This window comes from Solidesulfovibrio sp. DCME (genome assembly GCF_049995385.1).
GTDB lineage: Bacteria > Desulfobacterota > Desulfovibrionia > Desulfovibrionales > Desulfovibrionaceae > Solidesulfovibrio.
Genome location: NZ_CP188261.1, coordinates 4,210,899 through 4,227,507 on the forward strand (window position 1 = coordinate 4,210,899; position 16,609 = coordinate 4,227,507).

Sequence of the window (16,609 nt, forward strand, 5' to 3'; positions counted from 1 at the left end):
TTCGTCCTACCCCAGCAGCATCTTGACGTTGCGCACCATTACTTCGGGCTGGGCCGGCTTGACCATGTAGAGGTTGGCCCCGATGGACAGCCCGGCGTGGATATCGCGTTCCTCGCCCTCGGTGGAGAGCACCACGATGGGCGTATCCCGGTAGACTTCCTGCTCGCGCACGGTCTTGATGAAGGTGATACCGTCCATGCGCGGCATGTTGATGTCGGTGATGATCAAATCCACCTGGGGATCGGTATAGAGCTTCTCCAGACCGTCCAGGCCGTCCTCGGCCGCGGTCACCTTGAAGCCTTCCTTGCGCATGATAAAGGCCACCAGGTTGCGCACGGTCTTGGAATCGTCCACGATGAGGATATGCTTGGGCATCCGACCTACCTCCTCAACTCTTCAAAACCTTTTGAAAAAGACTGTCAACGGAGAGGATGGCCACCAGGGCGTCGCCGACCTTGAGCAGGCCCGACACCAGGTCCGAGGCCACGCCCGCCCGGGCTTCCAGGCCCCATTCCACGTCCTGGGCCTTGGCCTGGTGCATGGTGGTCAAGGCCTCCACGGGCAGTCCCAGAAGCAGGCCCCGGCAGCGGCACACGACGATGAAGCGGTCCTCGCCGCGTGCTGCGGAAAAATCCATGACGCCGGCCAAGTCGATCATGGGCACGATGCGGCCGCGCAGGTTGAGCATGCCCCTCACGTGGGCCGGCGCGGCCGGAAGCCGGGTCGCGGGCAGGGCCCGCAACACCTCCTGGACCTGGGCGATGGGCACGGACAGCTCCTGCCCGGCCAGGCGGAAGCCGACCAGCTTGAATTCCCCGGCCTCCCGCAGGGCCTGCTCCAGGGCGGCATCCTCGTCCAACCCGGCCCCGCCCGAGGCGCCCGGCGGCCCCGCCGCCTCGGCCCCGGCCAGCGGCCCGGTGACCGAGGTCACGGCCGACGGGCGGGTGAGCCCCTGCCGGGCGAGGACCACCTCGTAGTCCTCGCCCACATAGCGCGACAGAAAGGCCCGTTCGGCCTCGGTGAAGGCGCCGGATCGCGTCTCGGGCAACGGCACGCTTTCCTTGAAATACTGTTCCAGGCTCGGGCTCATAGGGCCAGCACCTCCCGGGCCAGGGCGGCGTATTCGCGGGCGCCGCGGCTGTCCGGGGCCACGTCCTGGATGACACGGCCGGCGGCGCTGGCCTCGCGGAACTGGGTGTCGAGGCCGATGACCGTTTCGAACAGGCGCGAGGCGAATTTCTCGCGCAAAAGGGCCAGCACCCGCAGGCAGGCCCGGGCGCGGCGGTCGAACATGGTGGCCAGGGCCCGGTAGGCGATGGGCTGGGGCAACACGGCGTTTAAGGCCCGCATGGTCTCGAAGAGGTTGCGCACGCCGTGCAGGGCCAGGAAATCGGTCTGGATGGGGATGAGGCAGACATCGGCCGCCACCAGGGCATTGACCAGCACCACCCCGGTATGGGGCGGGCAGTCGAGCAGCACGTGGTCGTAGGCCGGTCCCGCGGCCAAAGCATCCTTGAGCAACACACCCTTCCCCTTGCGATCCCGCAACTCCCAATCCATGTCCGCCAATCCCGCCTGGCTCGGCGCCAGGTCGAAACCGGCCTGTTCGGGCCGCACCACCAGCCGCCGCCAGGGCACCGCCGACGGGGTATCCGCCCGGAACACCTCGGCCACGGTGGCGGCCACGGCCTCGGGAAAGATGCCCACATGCGCCGAGGCGCAGGCGTGGGGATCGAGGTCCATGACCAGCACCCGCTTCCCGGCCAGGGCCAGGGCCGCGGCCAGGGACAGGGCGGTGGTGGTCTTGCCCACGCCCCCCTTCTGGTTGGCTATGGCCACAATACGCGGTGGCAACGCCGGCACTCCCCGTCCGTGGCGCCCGCCGCCATGTCCGCTATTCCTCCTTGCCGTAGATGATGGCCCCGGGATAGTGCTTGGGGCGAAAGGCCCGGGAGATGTTGTGCAAGGATTCCGAATGGCCGATGAGCAACTGCCCGCCGGGCAGCAGGTTGTCGTAGAAGGCGGCGATGACGTTTTTTTTCATTTCATCATCGAAATAGATGATGACGTTGCGGCAAAACACGATGTGGGAGCGCTCCACCCGCTTGAGCATCATCCGGTCGCTCAGGTTGATCTGGCCGAAGCTGACCAGCCGCTTGACCTCGGGCTTGACCTTGAAATTGGGGCCGTCCGGGATGAAGTAGCGGGCCACGATCTCCTTGGGCGTGGTGCGCAGGCTGTAGTCGGTGTAGACGCCCTCCCGGGCCTGGGCCAGCACGGCCTCGGACAGGTCGTTGGCCGTGATGCGGATGTCCCAGGTGGCCAGTTCCGTTCGCAGCACCTCGTGGAGGATGATGGCGATGGTGTAGGGCTCCTCGCCGGTGGAACAGCCGGCCGACCAGATGCGCAGCCGCTTTTGCCGGGCGGCCCGCAGCTTGTCCAGGACGTCCTTGAGCACCATGTCCTGGAAGACCTTGAGCTGGGGCGGGTTGCGGTAAAAGCTCGTCTCGTTGGTGGTGATGACCTCGAAGAGGCGGTTGAGCTCCTGGCGGCGGCCCGCGTCGTAGTTGAGGTAGGCGTGGTACTCGGCGAAGCTTTTGAGGTTGAGCTCCTTAAGCCTCGTGGCCAGCCGGTTCTCGACCAGGTACTTGCGGTTGTCGGCCACGTAGATGCCGGACTGGGCGTAGATGAAATCCCGCAGTTGGGCGAACTCCGCGTCGGAGATCTTGAGGTCCTTGCGCAGGGAAATCGTCTTGGAAAAAAGCGAGGTCATGGACTTAACGCTCCCCTTGCTCGTCCCGCAGCCTGGCCAAGCCGGCCTCGGCCGCGGCCACGAGTTCCGGGTCATCGCCCGAGGCCAGCTGCAACAAGGCCTCGAAGACCTCGGGCCCGCCGAGTTCGCCCAGGGTTTCCACGGCCTTGAGGGCCACCAGCTTGCTGTCCTCCCCGGCCAGTTCCAAAAGCCGCGTCACGGCCTCGCGTTCGCCCCGGTGGCCTAGGGCCTCCACGGCCCGGATGCGCACCCAGTCGTCGGGGTCGGACAGGGCCTGCTCCAGGTAGGGGTAGACCTTGTCGCTGTCGCAGCCGCCCAAAAGCTCCACCACGGCCAGGCGCACGTCCCGGTTCTCGTCGGAAAGCCCACCCACGATCAGCGGCAGCCCCTCCTCCTCGTGACCGCACATGTCGGCCAGGGCCTCCAGGGCGATCTTGCGGATGTCCGGCACCTCGTCGCCGAGCGCCTCCCGGATGACGTCCATGTGGTCGCGCACGCCCATCTTGCCCAGGGCGTAGACGGCCATGAGCCGGTCCATGGGCTCCTCGCTGCCGAAAAGTTCGCGGAAACGGGCGTCGAGGCCCTCGCCGCCGATGGCCACGCAGGCTTCCAGGGCCGCTTCCTTGACCGCGTCCGAGGGATGGCCCAGCAGGGCGAAGATGGCCTCGCCGGCCTCGGGCAGGCGCAGCTTGTCGCCCAGAAACGACACGGCCTCGAGCAGCAGTTCCTCGTCGTCGTCGCCCAGGAGGTCCAGGAAAAACGCCGTGGCTTCCTCGCCGGCGATGGCGGCCAGGGCCTTGGCCGCCACGGGCCGGATGGCCGGGGGCAGGTCCGGGAAGGCGGCCATGATCAGGCCGGCGCACTGCGGGCAGGGCAGCCCGGCCAGCACGTCCAGGGCGGCCAGGCGCCGCCCCTCGCCGCCGTGGCGCAGGGCCTCGCCCAGGGCCTCGGTCAGGCCCATGTCGCGCAGCGCCGCCACGGCGTGCTCGTAGCGTTCGGGATGGCGGTCCTTGTCGATATGGGCGGCGTGGCCCAGCACGGCGGCGGCCGCCTCCTCGCCGCCCACGGAGCCCAGCCCCGACACGGCCGCGTCCTGGACCTCGTCCTCGTCGTCGGACAGGGCGGCCAGCAAATAGGTGCGGAAGCGCTCCCGCTCGGTGGGCGACAGCAGGGTCAGGGCCTTGCCGCCGAGGATGCGCACCACGGCCTTGACGATCTTGTTGCGCAGGACCTCGGGCGAGGCGTCCATGCGTTTCAAAAGCATGGTCACGGCCTTGATGTTGCCGATCTCGCCCAGGGCGTCGACGATCATGGAGGCGACCAGGTCCGAGCTCTTGTCCAGGGCCTTGACCAGGGCCCCCACCGAGGCGGCGTCGCGGATTTTCGCCAGGGCCTCGATGACCGCGAACTGGACCCATTCCTCGTCGCCGAGCGCCTTGCCGAGGCAGGCGGCGGCGTCCACGAAGGCCAGTTCCCCCAGGCTCACCGCCGCCTGGTAGCGGACGTTGACCTCGTGGTCTTTCAGCAGCGCCTCGCACAGCGGGGCCACGGCCAGGCGCGAATCCGTGGAGCCGAGGATGTCCGAGGCGAAAATGCGGATGTCGGGGTCCGCGTCGTGGAGCAGTTCGATGAGCGTAGGGAAATCCTGGGCGCCCACGGCCCGCAGGATGTCCATGGAGGCGTTGCGGATGGGGGCGTCGTCGGAACGCAGAAGCGGCTTGACCGCGGCCACCACTTCCTTGCCGCCGATCTTGCGCAGCGCCCTGTCGGCCGCCTCCTGCACGCCCAGGTTGTGCGAGCACAGCAGCCCGGCCAGCAGCGGGACGGCCGCCACGCAGCCGTCTTCCCCGGCCTCGTAGGCCGCGTCCCGCAGCACGTCCGGATCGTCGCCACCGAGCCTTTGGCAAAGGTCCTTGCAGTCCACCATGCCGCTTTCCCCGCCCGTTCCCCGGGAACGGTCACTTGTAGAGGTTTTGGAGGATGGCTTCGCCCATCTCGTCGATGTCCACGATCTCGTCGGCAAGCCCGGCGTCCACGATGGCCTTGGGCATGCCGTAGACCACGCAGGTGGAATCGGACTGGGCCAGGGCGCGCCCGCCCTTGGCCTTGAGCGTGCGCATCCCTTCCAGGCCGTCGCTGCCCATGCCGGTGAGCACCACACCCAGGGCCCGGCGGCCGACGCCGGCGGCCACCGCGTCGAACAGCACCGAGGCCGAAGGTTTGTACAGGGCGTCCCGCGGTTCGTCGACCACCCGCACGTCGATGCGGCTGACCTTCTGGTCGATGCGCAGGTGGCGCCCCCCCGGGGCCACGTAAGCCACGCCGTGCTGGAGCCGTTCGCCGTCCTCGGCCTCCTTGACCGCGATCCGGCACACCCCGTCCAGACGCTTGGCAAAGGGGCCGGTAAAGGCGGCCGGCATGTGCTGGGCGATGAGGATGCCGGCCGGAAAATCGGCCGGCAGCACCGACAGCATCTTCTGCACGGCCGGCGGCCCGCCCGTGGACACGCCGATGGCCACCAGGTCGCGGCACTGGGAGCCCGACGGCCGGGTGCGGGCCGGGCGTTCCGCCACCGGCTGGGCCGGGGCGGCGCCGCCGTCCCGGGCCGGGGCGGCCGGACGGACCCGGCCGGCCAGGGACGCCCGGGCCAGCAGGTGGCTCATGCGCCGCCGGGCGATGGTCTTGACCTTGGCCCGCAGTTCGTCCTCGATCTTGACGATGTCCAGGGACACCTTGGAAAGCTGTTTGGGGATGAAATCCACGGCCCCGAGCTCCATGGCCTTGAGCGTGGCTTCGGCGCCCTCGGTGGTCAGGGAGCTGACCATGAGCACGGGGCGCGGCATCTCCATCATGACGTGCCGCAGGGCGGTAAGCCCGTCCATGCGCGGCATCTCGATGTCCATGGTGACCACGTCGGGCTGATGGCGCCGGATCATCTCCAGGCCTTCCTCGCCGTCGCGGGCCGTGGCCACCACCTCTATTTCCGGATCCTTATCCAGCATGGCCGCAAGGGCCTTGCGCATGAAGGCCGAATCATCGACCACCACTACCTTGATCACGCCTATCTCCTGGCGGCGTCCTTGCCGGTTCCGGAGGCCCGCCGGACGGCGGCATTTCCGGACGGGCCGTGCCGTCGACAATGATTAGATGACTCCGGACGTTCTGACAACCGAGATTAGTGCTTGCCAAAGCCCGCCCGATGCTCTAATAGCCTTTCTCTCACGTCGGGATGTGGCTCAGTCTGGCTAGAGCGCTGCGTTCGGGACGCAGAAGTCGGAGGTTCGAATCCTCTCATCCCGACCAGGAATTTCAAGGGGTTGCGCGCAAGCGTAGCCCCTTTTTCCTTTTGTCGGCAGCAAATTGCCGCCGTGGCCGGGCCGGCCCGCCCACGGGTGCCCACGATCCGGGGCCCGGGCCTCAGGCACCGGGCGCTTGCGCCGGCGGCGTCGGACCGGCGGCCATCTCCTCGGCCCGCTTTTCGGCCAGCCGCTCCACGGCCCGCACCAGCACCTCAAGCAACGCGCCCACATGGTTGGCGCAATACTGTTCGAGTCCTTCGGGGGTGGCGGTGTCCACCGACAGCCAATCCGGTTCGGGAAACAGCTGTTCGGCCTCGGCCAGACGTTGTTCCAGTTGTTCCAGCAGATCGTCGGCCCCGCCCAGACACAGCGCGGGCATGTCCAACACCATGCGCAGTTTCTCGAAGACCTCGCGCAGCCGCTCCCAACGGCTCGGCTCGCGGCTTTGCGCTTCCCAAAAGGAAGCCATCGGATCGGATTGCATGGGCCGGGCTCCTTTGCCGTCACCGTTTTCCGTCCATATCCTCAAAGGCGGCCGAAAGCCAGCCTCGGGCCGGGCCGCGCCGGGCTTGCCACGGCCGGCGAAATGACTAACCCCTTTGGGCATGGAAAAACCAGCCGCCCCCCCCGTCAGCATCCAGGTCCCGGTGTCGGGCATGCACTGCGCCGCCTGCTCGGCCCGCATCGAACGGGTGCTCGCCGCCACGCCCGGCGTGGAGGAAGCCGCGGTCAACCTGGCCGACGCCACGCTGCGCCTGCGCTTCGATCCGCAAACCACAAGCCTCGACGCCATCGGCGCCCGGGTGGCCGACCTCGGCTTCGGCCTCGGCCCGCCGCCGCCAACCGACACCACCGTCAACCTGGACATCAGCGGCATGCACTGCGCCGCCTGCTCCTCGCGCATCGAACGCGTCACGCGAAAGCTCCCGGGCATGCGCGCGGCCGACGTGAACCTGGCCGACGCCAGCGGCACCTTCACCTTCGACCCGTCCCAGCTGTCCCGCCGCGCCCTGCGCCAGGCCATCGCCGACCTGGGCTTCGGCACCACGCCCGCAACCGCCGGGGCAAGCCCCTTCGCCGCCCGCCAGCAGGAGGCCAAAGGCGAGCTGGCCCGCCAGAAACGCGCCCTCCTCCCGGCCCTTTGCCTGGCCGCCCTGCTGCTTGCGCTGTCCATGGGCCACATGCTGGGCCTGCCCCTGCCCCATTTCCTGCACCCCGACAGCGCGCCCGCCACCTTCGCCCTGGCCCAGCTGGCCCTGACCGCCCCCATCGTCTGGATCGGCCGGCGCTTCTACCGCGACGGCATCCCGGCGCTTTTGCGCGGCGGCCCCAACATGGATAGCCTGGTGGCCATGGGCACGGGCGCCGCCCTGGCCTACAGCCTGGCGGGCCTCGTCCTGATCCTGGCCGGCTCCGATCCCGTGGCCCGGGCCATGGACCTCTACTTCGAGTCCGCCGGCGTGCTGCTGGCCATGATCAGCCTCGGCAAGTACCTGGAGGCCTCGGCCAAGTTCAAGACTTCGGGCGCCATCGCCGCGCTTATGCGCCTGGCCCCGGACACGGCCACCCTGCTGCGCGACGGCGCCCAGCAAACCGTGCCCGTGGACGAGGTCGAAGTCGGCGACAGCCTCCTCGTGCGGCCGGGCGACCGCGTGCCCGTGGACGGCGAGGTCACGGAGGGCTCCTCGCGCCTGGACGAATCCATGCTCACCGGCGAACCGCTGCCCGTGGCCAAGGGCCCCGGCGACAGCCTCTCCGGCGGCACCCAAAATACCACCGGTGCCCTGGTCATGCGGGCCACGCGGGTGGGCGAGGACACCACGCTTTCGCGCATCGTGGCGCTCGTGCGCCAGGCGCAAGGCTCCAAGGCGCCCATCGCCAACCTGGCCGACACCGTGAGCTTCTACTTCGTGCCCACGGTCATGGCCGTGGCCATCGTGGCCTTTTGCGGCTGGTACTTCCTGGGCGGAGCCGACTTTTCCTTTTCGCTGCGCATCTTCGTGGCCGTCATGGTCATCGCCTGCCCCTGCGCCATGGGCCTGGCCGTGCCCACCTCCATCATGGTCGGCATGGGGCGCGGGGCCCGCCTGGGCATCCTGGTCAAATCCGGCGCCGCCCTGCAAACCGCCGGCGACATCGGCCTGGTCGTCTTCGACAAGACCGGTACGCTCACCCACGGCAAACCGGCACTGACGGACATCGCCCCGGGCCAAGGCCGCGACGCCGACGGGCTGCTGGCCCTGGCCGCGGCGGCCGAGGCCCGCTCGGAACATCCCCTGGCCAGGGCCGTGGCCGCGGCGGCCGAAGCCCGGCAGCTCCCCCTGCCGGCGCCCGAAACCTTCCAGGCCCACCCGGGCAAGGGCGTGGCCGCCCGCCTGGACGGGCACGACGTGCTGGTGGGCACGGCCGCCTTCCTGGCCGAACAGGGTGTCGCGGCCGACCCGGCCGCCGACGCCGACGAGGCCCGCCTGGCCGAGGCCGGCAAGACCGCCATCCGCGTGGCCGTGGACGGGGCCAGCGCCGGCACCCTGGCCGTGGCCGACAGCCCCAGGCCCGAGGCCGCCGCCGTGGTCGCCGCCCTGGCCGCGGACGGCGTTTCGGTGGCCATGCTCACCGGCGACGACGCCCGCACGGCCGCGGCCGTGGCCCGCAGCTGCGGCATCGACACCGTCATCGCCCGGGTGCTGCCCGACCGCAAGGCGGCGGAGATCGCGCGCTTCAAGCAAGGCGGACGCAAGGTGGCCATGGTCGGCGACGGCATCAACGACGCCCCGGCCCTGGCCGGGGCCGACCTCGGCATGGCTATGGGCTCGGGCATCGACGTGGCCGTGGAATCGTGCGACGTGGTGCTCATGCGCAACGACCTGCGCGGCGTGCCGGCCGCCCTGGCCCTGTCCAAGGCCGTCATCGCCAACATCAAACAGAACCTCTTCTGGGCCTTCGCCTTCAACACCATCGGCATCCCGGTGGCCGCCGGGGTGCTCCACCTCTTCGGCGGGCCGACGCTGAGCCCGATGATCGCCGGCGCGGCCATGGCCCTGAGCTCGTTTACGGTGGTGACCAACGCCCTGCGGCTGCGGGTTTTCACGCCCCGGTCGATCGGTACTTTGCATGAATAAAGGCGAAGACGCCTCCGGCGGCCAGGAGGGGATGATCCCCTCCTGGACCTCCCCGGCGGGGCGGGTGGGGAAATGGTCGGGAACGGCAGGCGGCGGGACGTCGGGCCGTATGCTGGCGGCGAAGCGCCGCAGGGGAAGATCGAAATCCTTCGATTGCCTCTCAAGAGGCTCCCAAAAAACAATTCCAAGACTCTCGGCCTGCAGGGCCGACGGCTGGGCGAGGCCGCGCACATCTATTTGCCCGGTGACCGCAGCCCCTGCCGCCCGCCACAGCCGACCGGGGGGTCGGGGGAAGTGATTCCCCCCGATGGGGCCTGGGGCAAAGCCCCGGTTCGGGGTGGCACCGGGAGAGGCAAGACCCAGCGAAAAGGGACCAGAGGGAGGGCGCCCCTGCCTCCGGGAGGTCCGAGACAACCTCCCCGCATCCTCCAGCCTGGGCAGTGTCCTGGCTCGCGCCAGGCAACACCTGCTTCGGAGCCCTGAATTCCGACTAAACATGAACAAATAATTCATGTTCGTGTAATTTTTCAACTTCTGAAAAGCATTGCCCCCATGCGCCAGGTAGTCTACATAAAAGCCTTCGGTTTCGCTGCCGCCATCCGGCTCCGCTTCAACCCTGCCAGCGCTAAGGTGGTGCTATGCCTCGATTGTCTCGTTTCTGTCTCGCTCTTTTGTGCGTAAGCCTGCTCGCCACCGCCGGCCCCGCCAGCTCCTGGGCCTATACCGTACAAGCCGGCGACACCCCGCTTTCCATCGCGAAAAAGCACAACATATCCGTCGACGACTTGATGAAGGCCAACAAGGGCCTCAAGGCCAACAAGATGAAGGTGGGCGACAGCCTGACGATCCCGGGAAGCACGTCGGGCAAGGCCGAGAAAAAGGAACCAGCCAAGGAACCAGCCAAGGAACCGGCCAAGGAGACCAAGAAGGAAAAGGCCGACAAGAAACCCGAAACGAGTTCGTCCAAGGAACGCGCCGCCGAGTCCAGGGAACGCAGCCAGGAAAAGGACCACAAGGCCGCGACGACCAAGGGCGGCGGGCATTATGCCGTCAAAAAGGGCGACACCCTGGGCTCCATCGCCAGCAAGCACGGCGTATCCGTGGACGACCTGCTCAAGGCCAACGGGCTCAAGCACAGCAGCACCCTGAAAATCGGCCAGGAACTGGCCCTGCCCGGCGGCGCCCCGGCGGCCAAGCCGGAAGCGGCGGAAAAACCCGCGGCCAAATCCCACAAGGCCCCCGAACCCGAAGAGCGCACCTCCACCTACACCGCCCACCGCAAGGACACCGTGGATTCGGTGGCCCGCAAATTTCACATAAGCCCCAAGGAACTCGCCCGCCTCAACCCCGACATGGGCAAGAAGCTGCATTCCGGCCAGAAGCTGGTGGTCCCTGCCAAAAGCAAGGCGGCTGCGGTCGAGGAAGCCGAGGAGGCGCCGGTGCGGGCCAAGCCGTCCAAGGCCGCCCCGGTGGTCGAGGAACCCGAAGCCGCGCCCGAACGCCCGACCAAGGCCGCCCGCACCCCCGAACCGGCCGAGGCCACGCCGTCGCTTCCCGACAGTAGGGAAACCGCCGACGCCGAATCGGCTTTCGAGAAGGGCATCGAATTCGGCAAGCAGAACAAGTTCCAGAAGGCGGTGGAGAGCTTCGACCGGGCCATCAAGCTCAACCCCAACCGGGCCGATTATTACGCCAGCCGCGGCCATGCCAACTACTACCTCAAGCAGTACCCCAAGGCCATCGACGACTACACCAAGGCCATCGAGAAAAACCCCAATTTCGCCCTGGCCTACTCCATGCGGGGCTTAAGCCGCACCCGGTCCGGCCGCTATCCCCAAGCCATCGAGGACTTCAACAAGGCCATCAGCTTCGGCCCCAACGAGGCCGACTACTACAAGGGCCGGGGCTTCACCTACCTGCACCTCAAGCAGTACGGCCCCATGTGCCAGGATTACCAGAAGTCGTGCGCCCTGGGCGATTGCGAGCTGCTCGACAGCGCCAAGAAGGAAAAGCTCTGCCAGTAGCCGCCGCGGCCCCGCGGCCAGGCCGGAAGGTCCCAGCCATTCCCAAGTCCCCGCCTCGGCGGGGACTTTTTTTCGTGCGGCCGGCGTGGCCGGGGACGCCCGGCCGGGCCGCGCAATCACGACTGCCGGCGTTTGGCGGCGAGGCGACTGCGGGCGCCACACGAAAAAGCCCCCCGGCGGGCTGGCCGCCGGGGGGCACATCCTGACCGCTCCGGGGGAAGCGGCCCTTGGGATATCGCATCCGTCTAGCGGATGAACAGCATCTCCTGGTAGCTCGGCAGGGACCACAGGTCGTCGGCCACCACGGCTTCCAGGGCGTCGGCCACGGCGCGGACTTCGTTCATGGCCGGCAGCACGGTGCAGCACATGTGCTTGGCCTCGGCCAGGGTGCCGTCGGCGCTGTGCTCGACGATCTTCTCGAGCTCGGCCACCTTGGCCTGCAGGTCGCGCAGCTTGGTCGTGACGCACTCCAGGGTGTCCATCTTGAAGTCGTGGCCGATGGCCTTGAGGTCGGCGCAGGTCTTGGCCAGCTCGCCCTGATACCGCATGGCGGCCGGGAAGATGATGGTCTTGGCCATGCGCACGACCAGGGCGGCCTCGGTCTGGACGGTCTTGACGTACTGCTCGAGGTAGATCTCCTCGCGGGACTTGAGCTCGGCCTCGCTAAAAACACCGTAGGTGGTGAACAGCTTGACCACCTCGGGGCTGGTGAGCACCGGCAGGGCGTCGGGCGTGGTCTTGAGATTGGGCAGGCCGCGCTTTTCGGCCTCGGCGTGCCATTCCTCGGAGTAGCCGTCGCCGTTGAAGACCACGGCGTCGTGGTCCTTGATGATCTCCTGGATCACGGTCTGGACGGCGGCGTTGAGCTTGGACGCGTCACCGCCGGTGGCGGCTTCCAGCTTGGAGGCGATGAAGTCCAGGGACTCGGCCATCATGGTGTTCAGCGCCACCTGGGAGCCGGCGATGGACTGGCTGGAGCCCACGGCGCGGAACTCGAAGCGGTTGCCGGTGAAGGCGAAGGGGCTGGTGCGGTTGCGGTCGCCCGGATCCATGGGCAGCGGCGGCAGGGTGTCGACGCCGATGTTCATGACGCCCTTCTGCTTGGAGCCCTCGATCTTGCCTTTCTTGATCTGCTCGAAGACGTCGGTGAGCTGCTCGCCGAGGTAGACGGACATGATGGCCGGCGGGGCCTCGTTGGCGCCCAGGCGGTGGTCGTTGGAAGCGGTGGCCACGGTGGCGCGCAGCAGGGCGCTGAACTTGTGCACGGCGCGGATGGCGGCGGCGCAGAAGACCAGGAACTGGGCGTTCTCGTGGGGGGTGTCGCCCGGATCGTAGAGGCTGCCCAGGTCGGCGTTGCCGATGGAGTAGTTGAGGTGCTTGCCCGAGCCGTTGATGCCGGCGAAGGGCTTTTCGTGCAGCAGGCAGATCAGGCCGTAGCGCTTGGCCACGGTGCGCAGCACGGTCATGACCATCTGGTTGTGGTCGGTGGCCAGGTTGCCGGTTTCGTAGATCGGGGCGATCTCGAACTGGCTGGGGGCCACTTCGTTGTGGCGGGTCTTGACCGGGACGCCGAGCTTATAGAGCTCACGCTCGACTTCCATCATGAAGGACAGGACGCGGCGGGGAACGACGCCGAAGTACTGATCCTCGAACTCCTGGCCCTTGGCGGACTTGGCGCCGAACAGGGTACGGCCGGCAATGAGCAGGTCGGGGCGGGAGAAGACGAAGTTGCGGTCGATGAGGAAGTATTCCTGCTCGGGGCCGGCGAAGGAGACCACGGGCAGCTTGGTGGCGGCGCCGAAGAGCTTGAGGATGCGCTGGGCCTGCTTGTTGAGGGCCTGGTTGGAGCGCAGAAGCGGGGTCTTCTTGTCCAGGGCCTCGCCGGTCCAGGAGACGAAGGCCGTGGGGATGCACAGGAAGGTGCCGTTGGGGTTCTCCAGGATGTAGGCCGGGCTGGTCACGTCCCAGGCGGTGTAGCCGCGGGCTTCGAAGGTGGTGCGCAGGCCGCCCGAGGGGAAGGAGGAGGCGTCGGGCTCGCCCTGGATCAGCATCTTGCCGGAGAACTCGGCCACGGCGCCGCCCTTGCCGTCGGGCACCAGGAAGGCGTCGTGCTTTTCGGCGGTCAGGCCCGTCAGGGGGTAGAACACGTGGGTGAAGTGGGTGGCCCCGCGTTCGATGGCCCAGTCCTTCATGGCGTTGGCCACGCAGTCGGCGATGGACGGATCGAGCTTCTGCCCCAGTTCGATGGTCTTTTTCAGCGACTTGTAGACGGCCTTGGGCAGGCGTTCCTGCATGACCTTGTCGCTGAAGACGTTGCAGCCGAAGACCTCGGTGGGTTTGGTCTCGCTGAAGTTCAGGGGGGCATGCGACGGCTTGTAATTGATGATGGCCGAGATCGCGTCCAGCCGAGCCTTGATTCCGCTCATAGGGTCCTCTTGCATTTGTGTTGAACAGGTTACACGTCGGGGCTGGGCCGCGTCCGGCCGCCGGCCAGAAAGCACTCCCGGCCGGAGGCCGGAAGGGAGCCGAAAATGACGATACGGCGACGCCCGGTCCCCGGACCGGCCGCCAAAGGACGTATCGTACGTCCTCCCCGCGGCCGGCGAAATCGAAATTTTTCCGCCTCTCACCACGCGGCCAAGTCTCTCTCCACGGCCGCCTGCGAACTCCCAATAATGTAAAATCCGCCACACGTCCATAGCCAATCGGCACTATGTGCCCGCACGCCCGCGCTTCGCGCATCGCGCCAACGACGCGGCGACATGGCCGTCGGCACGGGGGGATGAGAAAACAGTAATGTTCCTGGAACAAACATGTCGCTATCGACCAAGCCCCGGCCGGCACCGGGCGCGCGTCGCACCCCGGCCCCGTCGCCGAGCAGGCGCCGGATGGCCTTGCCTTCGTCGCAGGCCTGGCCCAGGACCGACACATCGCGGCCGGCACCGGGCGGACATCAGGCTCCGGGCGTATCGCCGAGCAGGCGCCGGATGGCCTTGAGTTCGTCGTAGACCTGGCGCAGGACCGAGGCGTCGCGGCCGGTGTCGGCCAGGCGGCGGCGGGCGCCGTCGATGGTGAGCTTTTCCTCGTAGAGCAGCGCCTTGATGCGGGTAATGAGGTCGAGGTGCTCGTCGGTGTAGAGCCGCTGCCCCTTTTTCGTGCGCACGGGCGCAAGCTGCGGGAACTCCGTTTCCCAAAACCGCAGCACGAACGGCTTGAGCCCCGTCAGACTGGCGACTTCGCCGATCTTGTAGGTTCTTTGGAGCATGGCGCCTCAAAATGCGCCAAGCAGCCCCCCCGGTCAAGCCCGCCGCCGCGTCCGGGCCGCGCCGCCACCGGCTTGTCACGCAATCTCCCCCTGGACTCGCGCCCACAGTGGTTATCTGGTAAAGGGGACCCGGAATCCGTCCGCCCGTCGCGGCCGGCCCGGGTTTGGGGCCTTTTGCCCTGCCCGCCCACCAACCTCGGCCCGAGGGCGCCATCGCCCGCCGGGCCGTGAGGAGTACCCGACATGGCCACCCTCACCATCAAGGATAGTGTCACGTTGTATTATAAGGATTGGGGCACCGGGCAGCCGGTGGTCTTCAGCCACGGCTGGCCGCTTTGCGCCGACGCCTTCGAGGACCAGATGTTCTTCCTGGCCCAAAACGGCTTTCGGGCCATCGCCCACGACCGCCGGGGCCACGGCCGCTCGAGCCAACCTTGGGACGGCAACGACCTGGACACCTACGCCGACGACCTGGCCGCGCTGCTGACCGCCCTCGACCTCAAGGACGCCGTGCTGGTGGGCCATTCCACCGGCGGCGGCGAGGTCGTGCGCTACCTGGGCCGCCACGGCTCGGGCCGGGTGGCCAAGGCCGTGCTCATCGGCGCCATACCGCCGCTGATGCTCAAAACCCCGGCCAACCCCGGCGGCCTGCCCATGGATGTCTTCGACGGCATCCGCGAGGGCGTGCGCAAGGACCGCTCCCAGTTCTTCAAGGACCTGACCCTGCCGTTTTACGGCTACAACCGCCCCGGGGCGACCGTGTCCGAGGGCGTGCGCGCGGACTTCTGGCGCCAGGGCATGATGGCCGGCTTTCCGGCCGCCTACTTCTGCATCAAGGCCTTCTCGGAAACCGACCTGACCGAGGACCTCAAGAAAATCGATGTGCCGACCCTGTTTTTGCACGGCGACGACGACCAGATCGTGCCCATCGACGCCGCGGCCCGGGCCGCCGTCAAGCTGGTCAAAAACGGCCAGCTCAAGGAATACCCCGGCGGCGCCCACGGCATGTGCACCACGGAAAAGGACAAGGTCAACGCTGACCTGCTGGAATTCATCCGCCGCTAGCCCCCTTCCCCGCCCAAACGCGAAAGCCCCGATGCGCCGGCACCGGGGCTTTCGTTTTTCCCGTCGGGTCACAGGCCCCCGTCAGGCCGCCGCCTTGGACCGCGGCCACAGCTGCGAGGCCAGCATGCCGGCGAACATCAGCGCGCAGCCGAAAAGCCCCCGTGGCCCCAGCGATTCATCGAGCACCAGCGCCCCGCCGATGGCGGCGAAGACCGTCTCGAAACTGAGCAAAATGGCGGCATGGGTCGGGTTGGCGTCGCGCTGGGCCACCACCTGCAAGGTGTAGGCAAGGCCCACGGAGAGAAGCCCCCCGTACAGGATGGCCCAGGCCGCCCCCCGTACCCCCTCCCAGGAAAGCTCCTCGAGGGCCAGGGCGCAAGCCAGGCTCAAGGCCGCGCACACCACGTACTGGGCCATGGCCAGGGGCAGGGCCCGGGTGCGCGGCGACAGCCAGCCGATGACCAGCACATGGCCGGCCCAGAAAAAGGCGCCCACCAGCTCCAGCCCGTCGCCCGGCGCCAAGGTGAACTGTTCGGTCACGGACAGGAAATACAGGCCCACGGCCGCGGCCACCGCGCCCACCACGTCGCCCCGGGCCGGCCGCTGGCCGATGAAATAGCCCAAAAGCGGCACCAGCACGACGTAAAGCCCAGTGATGAACCCCGCCTTGCCGGCCGTGGTGTACTTGAGCCCCACCTGCTGCAAGGCCGCCCCGGCAAAGAGCACCGAGCCGGCGAGCAGTCCGCCCAGCCAGGGAAACCCCGGATTGCCGCCGGCCAGAAACGGCGCAGGCGGCGGATACCGCATGGAGCGCAGAGCCAGCGGCGCCAGCACCAGCGCCCCCAGGGCGAAGCGGATGCCGTTGAACCCCATGGGGCCCATGTGGTCCATGCCGATACGCTGGGCCACGAAGGCAAACCCCCAGATCAGGGCGGTAATCAAACACAGGATGTCCGCCCGTATCGCCGCGTTGCGCACGTACTCACCTCCTTGGGGCATCAGTTCACGACTTGGCAGTCCACCCTGGGCATGGTCAGGGAAGGATGCCTCCGGCGGCCAGGGGC

At 68.0% G+C, this 16,609-nt stretch carries 13 protein-coding genes and 1 tRNA gene; 4 read left to right on the forward strand and 10 right to left on the reverse strand.

The features are described 5' to 3' along the window. Positions 1-6 precede the first annotated feature (6 nt). Genes ACP59X_RS18600 through ACP59X_RS18625 form a run of 6 tightly spaced genes read right to left on the reverse strand, consistent with a single transcriptional unit; the run spans position 7 to position 5,832 of the window. Entirely contained in the window at positions 7-375 is a 369-nt protein-coding gene (locus ACP59X_RS18600) for a response regulator (protein WP_323426499.1), read from the reverse strand. Positions 376-388: 13 nt separating this feature from the next. Next, positions 389-1,090, reverse strand: a complete 702-nt coding sequence (locus ACP59X_RS18605; protein WP_428561295.1) for a chemotaxis protein CheW — start codon at positions 1,088-1,090, stop codon at positions 389-391. After that, positions 1,087-1,854 carry a ParA family protein gene (locus ACP59X_RS18610; protein ID WP_428561298.1) on the reverse strand — a complete coding sequence of 256 codons (768 nt, stop codon included), beginning with the start codon at positions 1,852-1,854 and terminating at the stop codon, positions 1,087-1,089. The genes ACP59X_RS18605 and ACP59X_RS18610 overlap by 4 nt, the downstream gene beginning before the upstream one ends. A gap of 40 nt (positions 1,855-1,894) precedes the next feature. Then, positions 1,895-2,773, reverse strand: a complete 879-nt coding sequence (locus ACP59X_RS18615) for a CheR family methyltransferase (protein ID WP_428561301.1) — start codon at positions 2,771-2,773, stop codon at positions 1,895-1,897. A 4-nt stretch (positions 2,774-2,777) separates the two neighbouring features. Then, positions 2,778-4,700 carry a HEAT repeat domain-containing protein gene (locus tag ACP59X_RS18620; protein WP_428561303.1) on the reverse strand — a complete coding sequence of 641 codons (1,923 nt, stop codon included), beginning with the start codon at positions 4,698-4,700 and terminating at the stop codon, positions 2,778-2,780. A 31-nt stretch (positions 4,701-4,731) separates the two neighbouring features. Next, positions 4,732-5,832 carry a protein-glutamate methylesterase/protein-glutamine glutaminase gene (locus ACP59X_RS18625; RefSeq protein ID WP_428561305.1) on the reverse strand — a complete coding sequence of 367 codons (1,101 nt, stop codon included), beginning with the start codon at positions 5,830-5,832 and terminating at the stop codon, positions 4,732-4,734. A gap of 166 nt (positions 5,833-5,998) precedes the next feature. On the opposite strand from ACP59X_RS18625, the gene ACP59X_RS18630 reads away from it, so the two are divergent. Next, positions 5,999-6,076: transfer RNA gene (locus ACP59X_RS18630), tRNA-Pro, on the forward strand. Between the two features lie 114 nt (positions 6,077-6,190). Here the strand turns inward: ACP59X_RS18630 and ACP59X_RS18635 are convergent. Further along, positions 6,191-6,556 (reverse strand): hypothetical protein, encoded by a 366-nt coding sequence (locus ACP59X_RS18635; RefSeq protein ID WP_428561307.1) that lies wholly within the window; start codon positions 6,554-6,556, stop codon positions 6,191-6,193. 121 nt (positions 6,557-6,677) lie between these two features. Here ACP59X_RS18635 and ACP59X_RS18640 point away from each other — a divergent pair, with 121 nt between their 5' ends. Both ACP59X_RS18640 and ACP59X_RS18645 read left to right on the forward strand, forming a co-directional pair. Beyond that, positions 6,678-9,191, forward strand: a complete 2,514-nt coding sequence (locus ACP59X_RS18640; protein WP_428561310.1) for a heavy metal translocating P-type ATPase — start codon at positions 6,678-6,680, stop codon at positions 9,189-9,191. A 638-nt stretch (positions 9,192-9,829) separates the two neighbouring features. Further along, positions 9,830-11,215: a LysM peptidoglycan-binding domain-containing protein gene (locus ACP59X_RS18645; protein ID WP_428561312.1), complete on the forward strand. Its 1,386-nt coding sequence runs from the start codon at positions 9,830-9,832 to the stop codon at positions 11,213-11,215. Between the two features lie 245 nt (positions 11,216-11,460). Here the strand turns inward: ACP59X_RS18645 and ACP59X_RS18650 are convergent, their stop codons facing one another. Together ACP59X_RS18650 and ACP59X_RS18655 are read right to left on the reverse strand one after the other, a co-directional pair. Beyond that, positions 11,461-13,641: a glutamine synthetase III family protein gene (locus ACP59X_RS18650; RefSeq protein WP_428561314.1), complete on the reverse strand. Its 2,181-nt coding sequence runs from the start codon at positions 13,639-13,641 to the stop codon at positions 11,461-11,463. Between the two features lie 527 nt (positions 13,642-14,168). Then, the gene (locus ACP59X_RS18655) at positions 14,169-14,480 is read right to left on the reverse strand and encodes a MerR family transcriptional regulator (protein WP_428561316.1); all 312 of its coding nucleotides are present in this window, start codon (positions 14,478-14,480) and stop codon (positions 14,169-14,171) included. Positions 14,481-14,723: 243 nt separating this feature from the next. Here ACP59X_RS18655 and ACP59X_RS18660 point away from each other — a divergent pair, with 243 nt between their 5' ends. Beyond that, complete coding sequence (locus tag ACP59X_RS18660) at positions 14,724-15,545, forward strand: alpha/beta fold hydrolase (RefSeq protein WP_428561318.1); 822 nt, start codon at positions 14,724-14,726, stop codon at positions 15,543-15,545. A gap of 81 nt (positions 15,546-15,626) precedes the next feature. On the opposite strand, the gene ACP59X_RS18665 is transcribed toward ACP59X_RS18660, so the two are convergent. Further along, complete coding sequence (locus ACP59X_RS18665) at positions 15,627-16,523, reverse strand: DMT family transporter (RefSeq protein ID WP_428561320.1); 897 nt, start codon at positions 16,521-16,523, stop codon at positions 15,627-15,629. Positions 16,524-16,609 lie beyond the last annotated feature (86 nt).

What these genes read in the sequence shown, in the direction of transcription:
- ACP59X_RS18600 (WP_323426499.1), bottom strand. Translation starts at nt 375, where the DNA reads ATGCCCAAGCATATCCTCATCGTGGACGATTCCAAGACCGTGCGCAAC.
- ACP59X_RS18605 (WP_428561295.1), bottom strand. Translation starts at nt 1,090, where the DNA reads ATGAGCCCGAGCCTGGAACAGTATTTCAAGGAAAGCGTGCCGTTGCCC.
- ACP59X_RS18615 (WP_428561301.1), bottom strand. Translation starts at nt 2,773, where the DNA reads ATGACCTCGCTTTTTTCCAAGACGATTTCCCTGCGCAAGGACCTCAAG.
- ACP59X_RS18620 (WP_428561303.1), bottom strand. Translation starts at nt 4,700, where the DNA reads ATGGTGGACTGCAAGGACCTTTGCCAAAGGCTCGGTGGCGACGATCCG.
- ACP59X_RS18635 (WP_428561307.1), bottom strand. Translation starts at nt 6,556, where the DNA reads ATGCAATCCGATCCGATGGCTTCCTTTTGGGAAGCGCAAAGCCGCGAG.
- ACP59X_RS18640 (WP_428561310.1), top strand. Translation starts at nt 6,678, where the DNA reads ATGGAAAAACCAGCCGCCCCCCCCGTCAGCATCCAGGTCCCGGTGTCG.
- ACP59X_RS18645 (WP_428561312.1), top strand. Translation starts at nt 9,830, where the DNA reads ATGCCTCGATTGTCTCGTTTCTGTCTCGCTCTTTTGTGCGTAAGCCTG.
- ACP59X_RS18650 (WP_428561314.1), bottom strand. Translation starts at nt 13,641, where the DNA reads ATGAGCGGAATCAAGGCTCGGCTGGACGCGATCTCGGCCATCATCAAT.
- ACP59X_RS18655 (WP_428561316.1), bottom strand. Translation starts at nt 14,480, where the DNA reads ATGCTCCAAAGAACCTACAAGATCGGCGAAGTCGCCAGTCTGACGGGG.
- ACP59X_RS18660 (WP_428561318.1), top strand. Translation starts at nt 14,724, where the DNA reads ATGGCCACCCTCACCATCAAGGATAGTGTCACGTTGTATTATAAGGAT.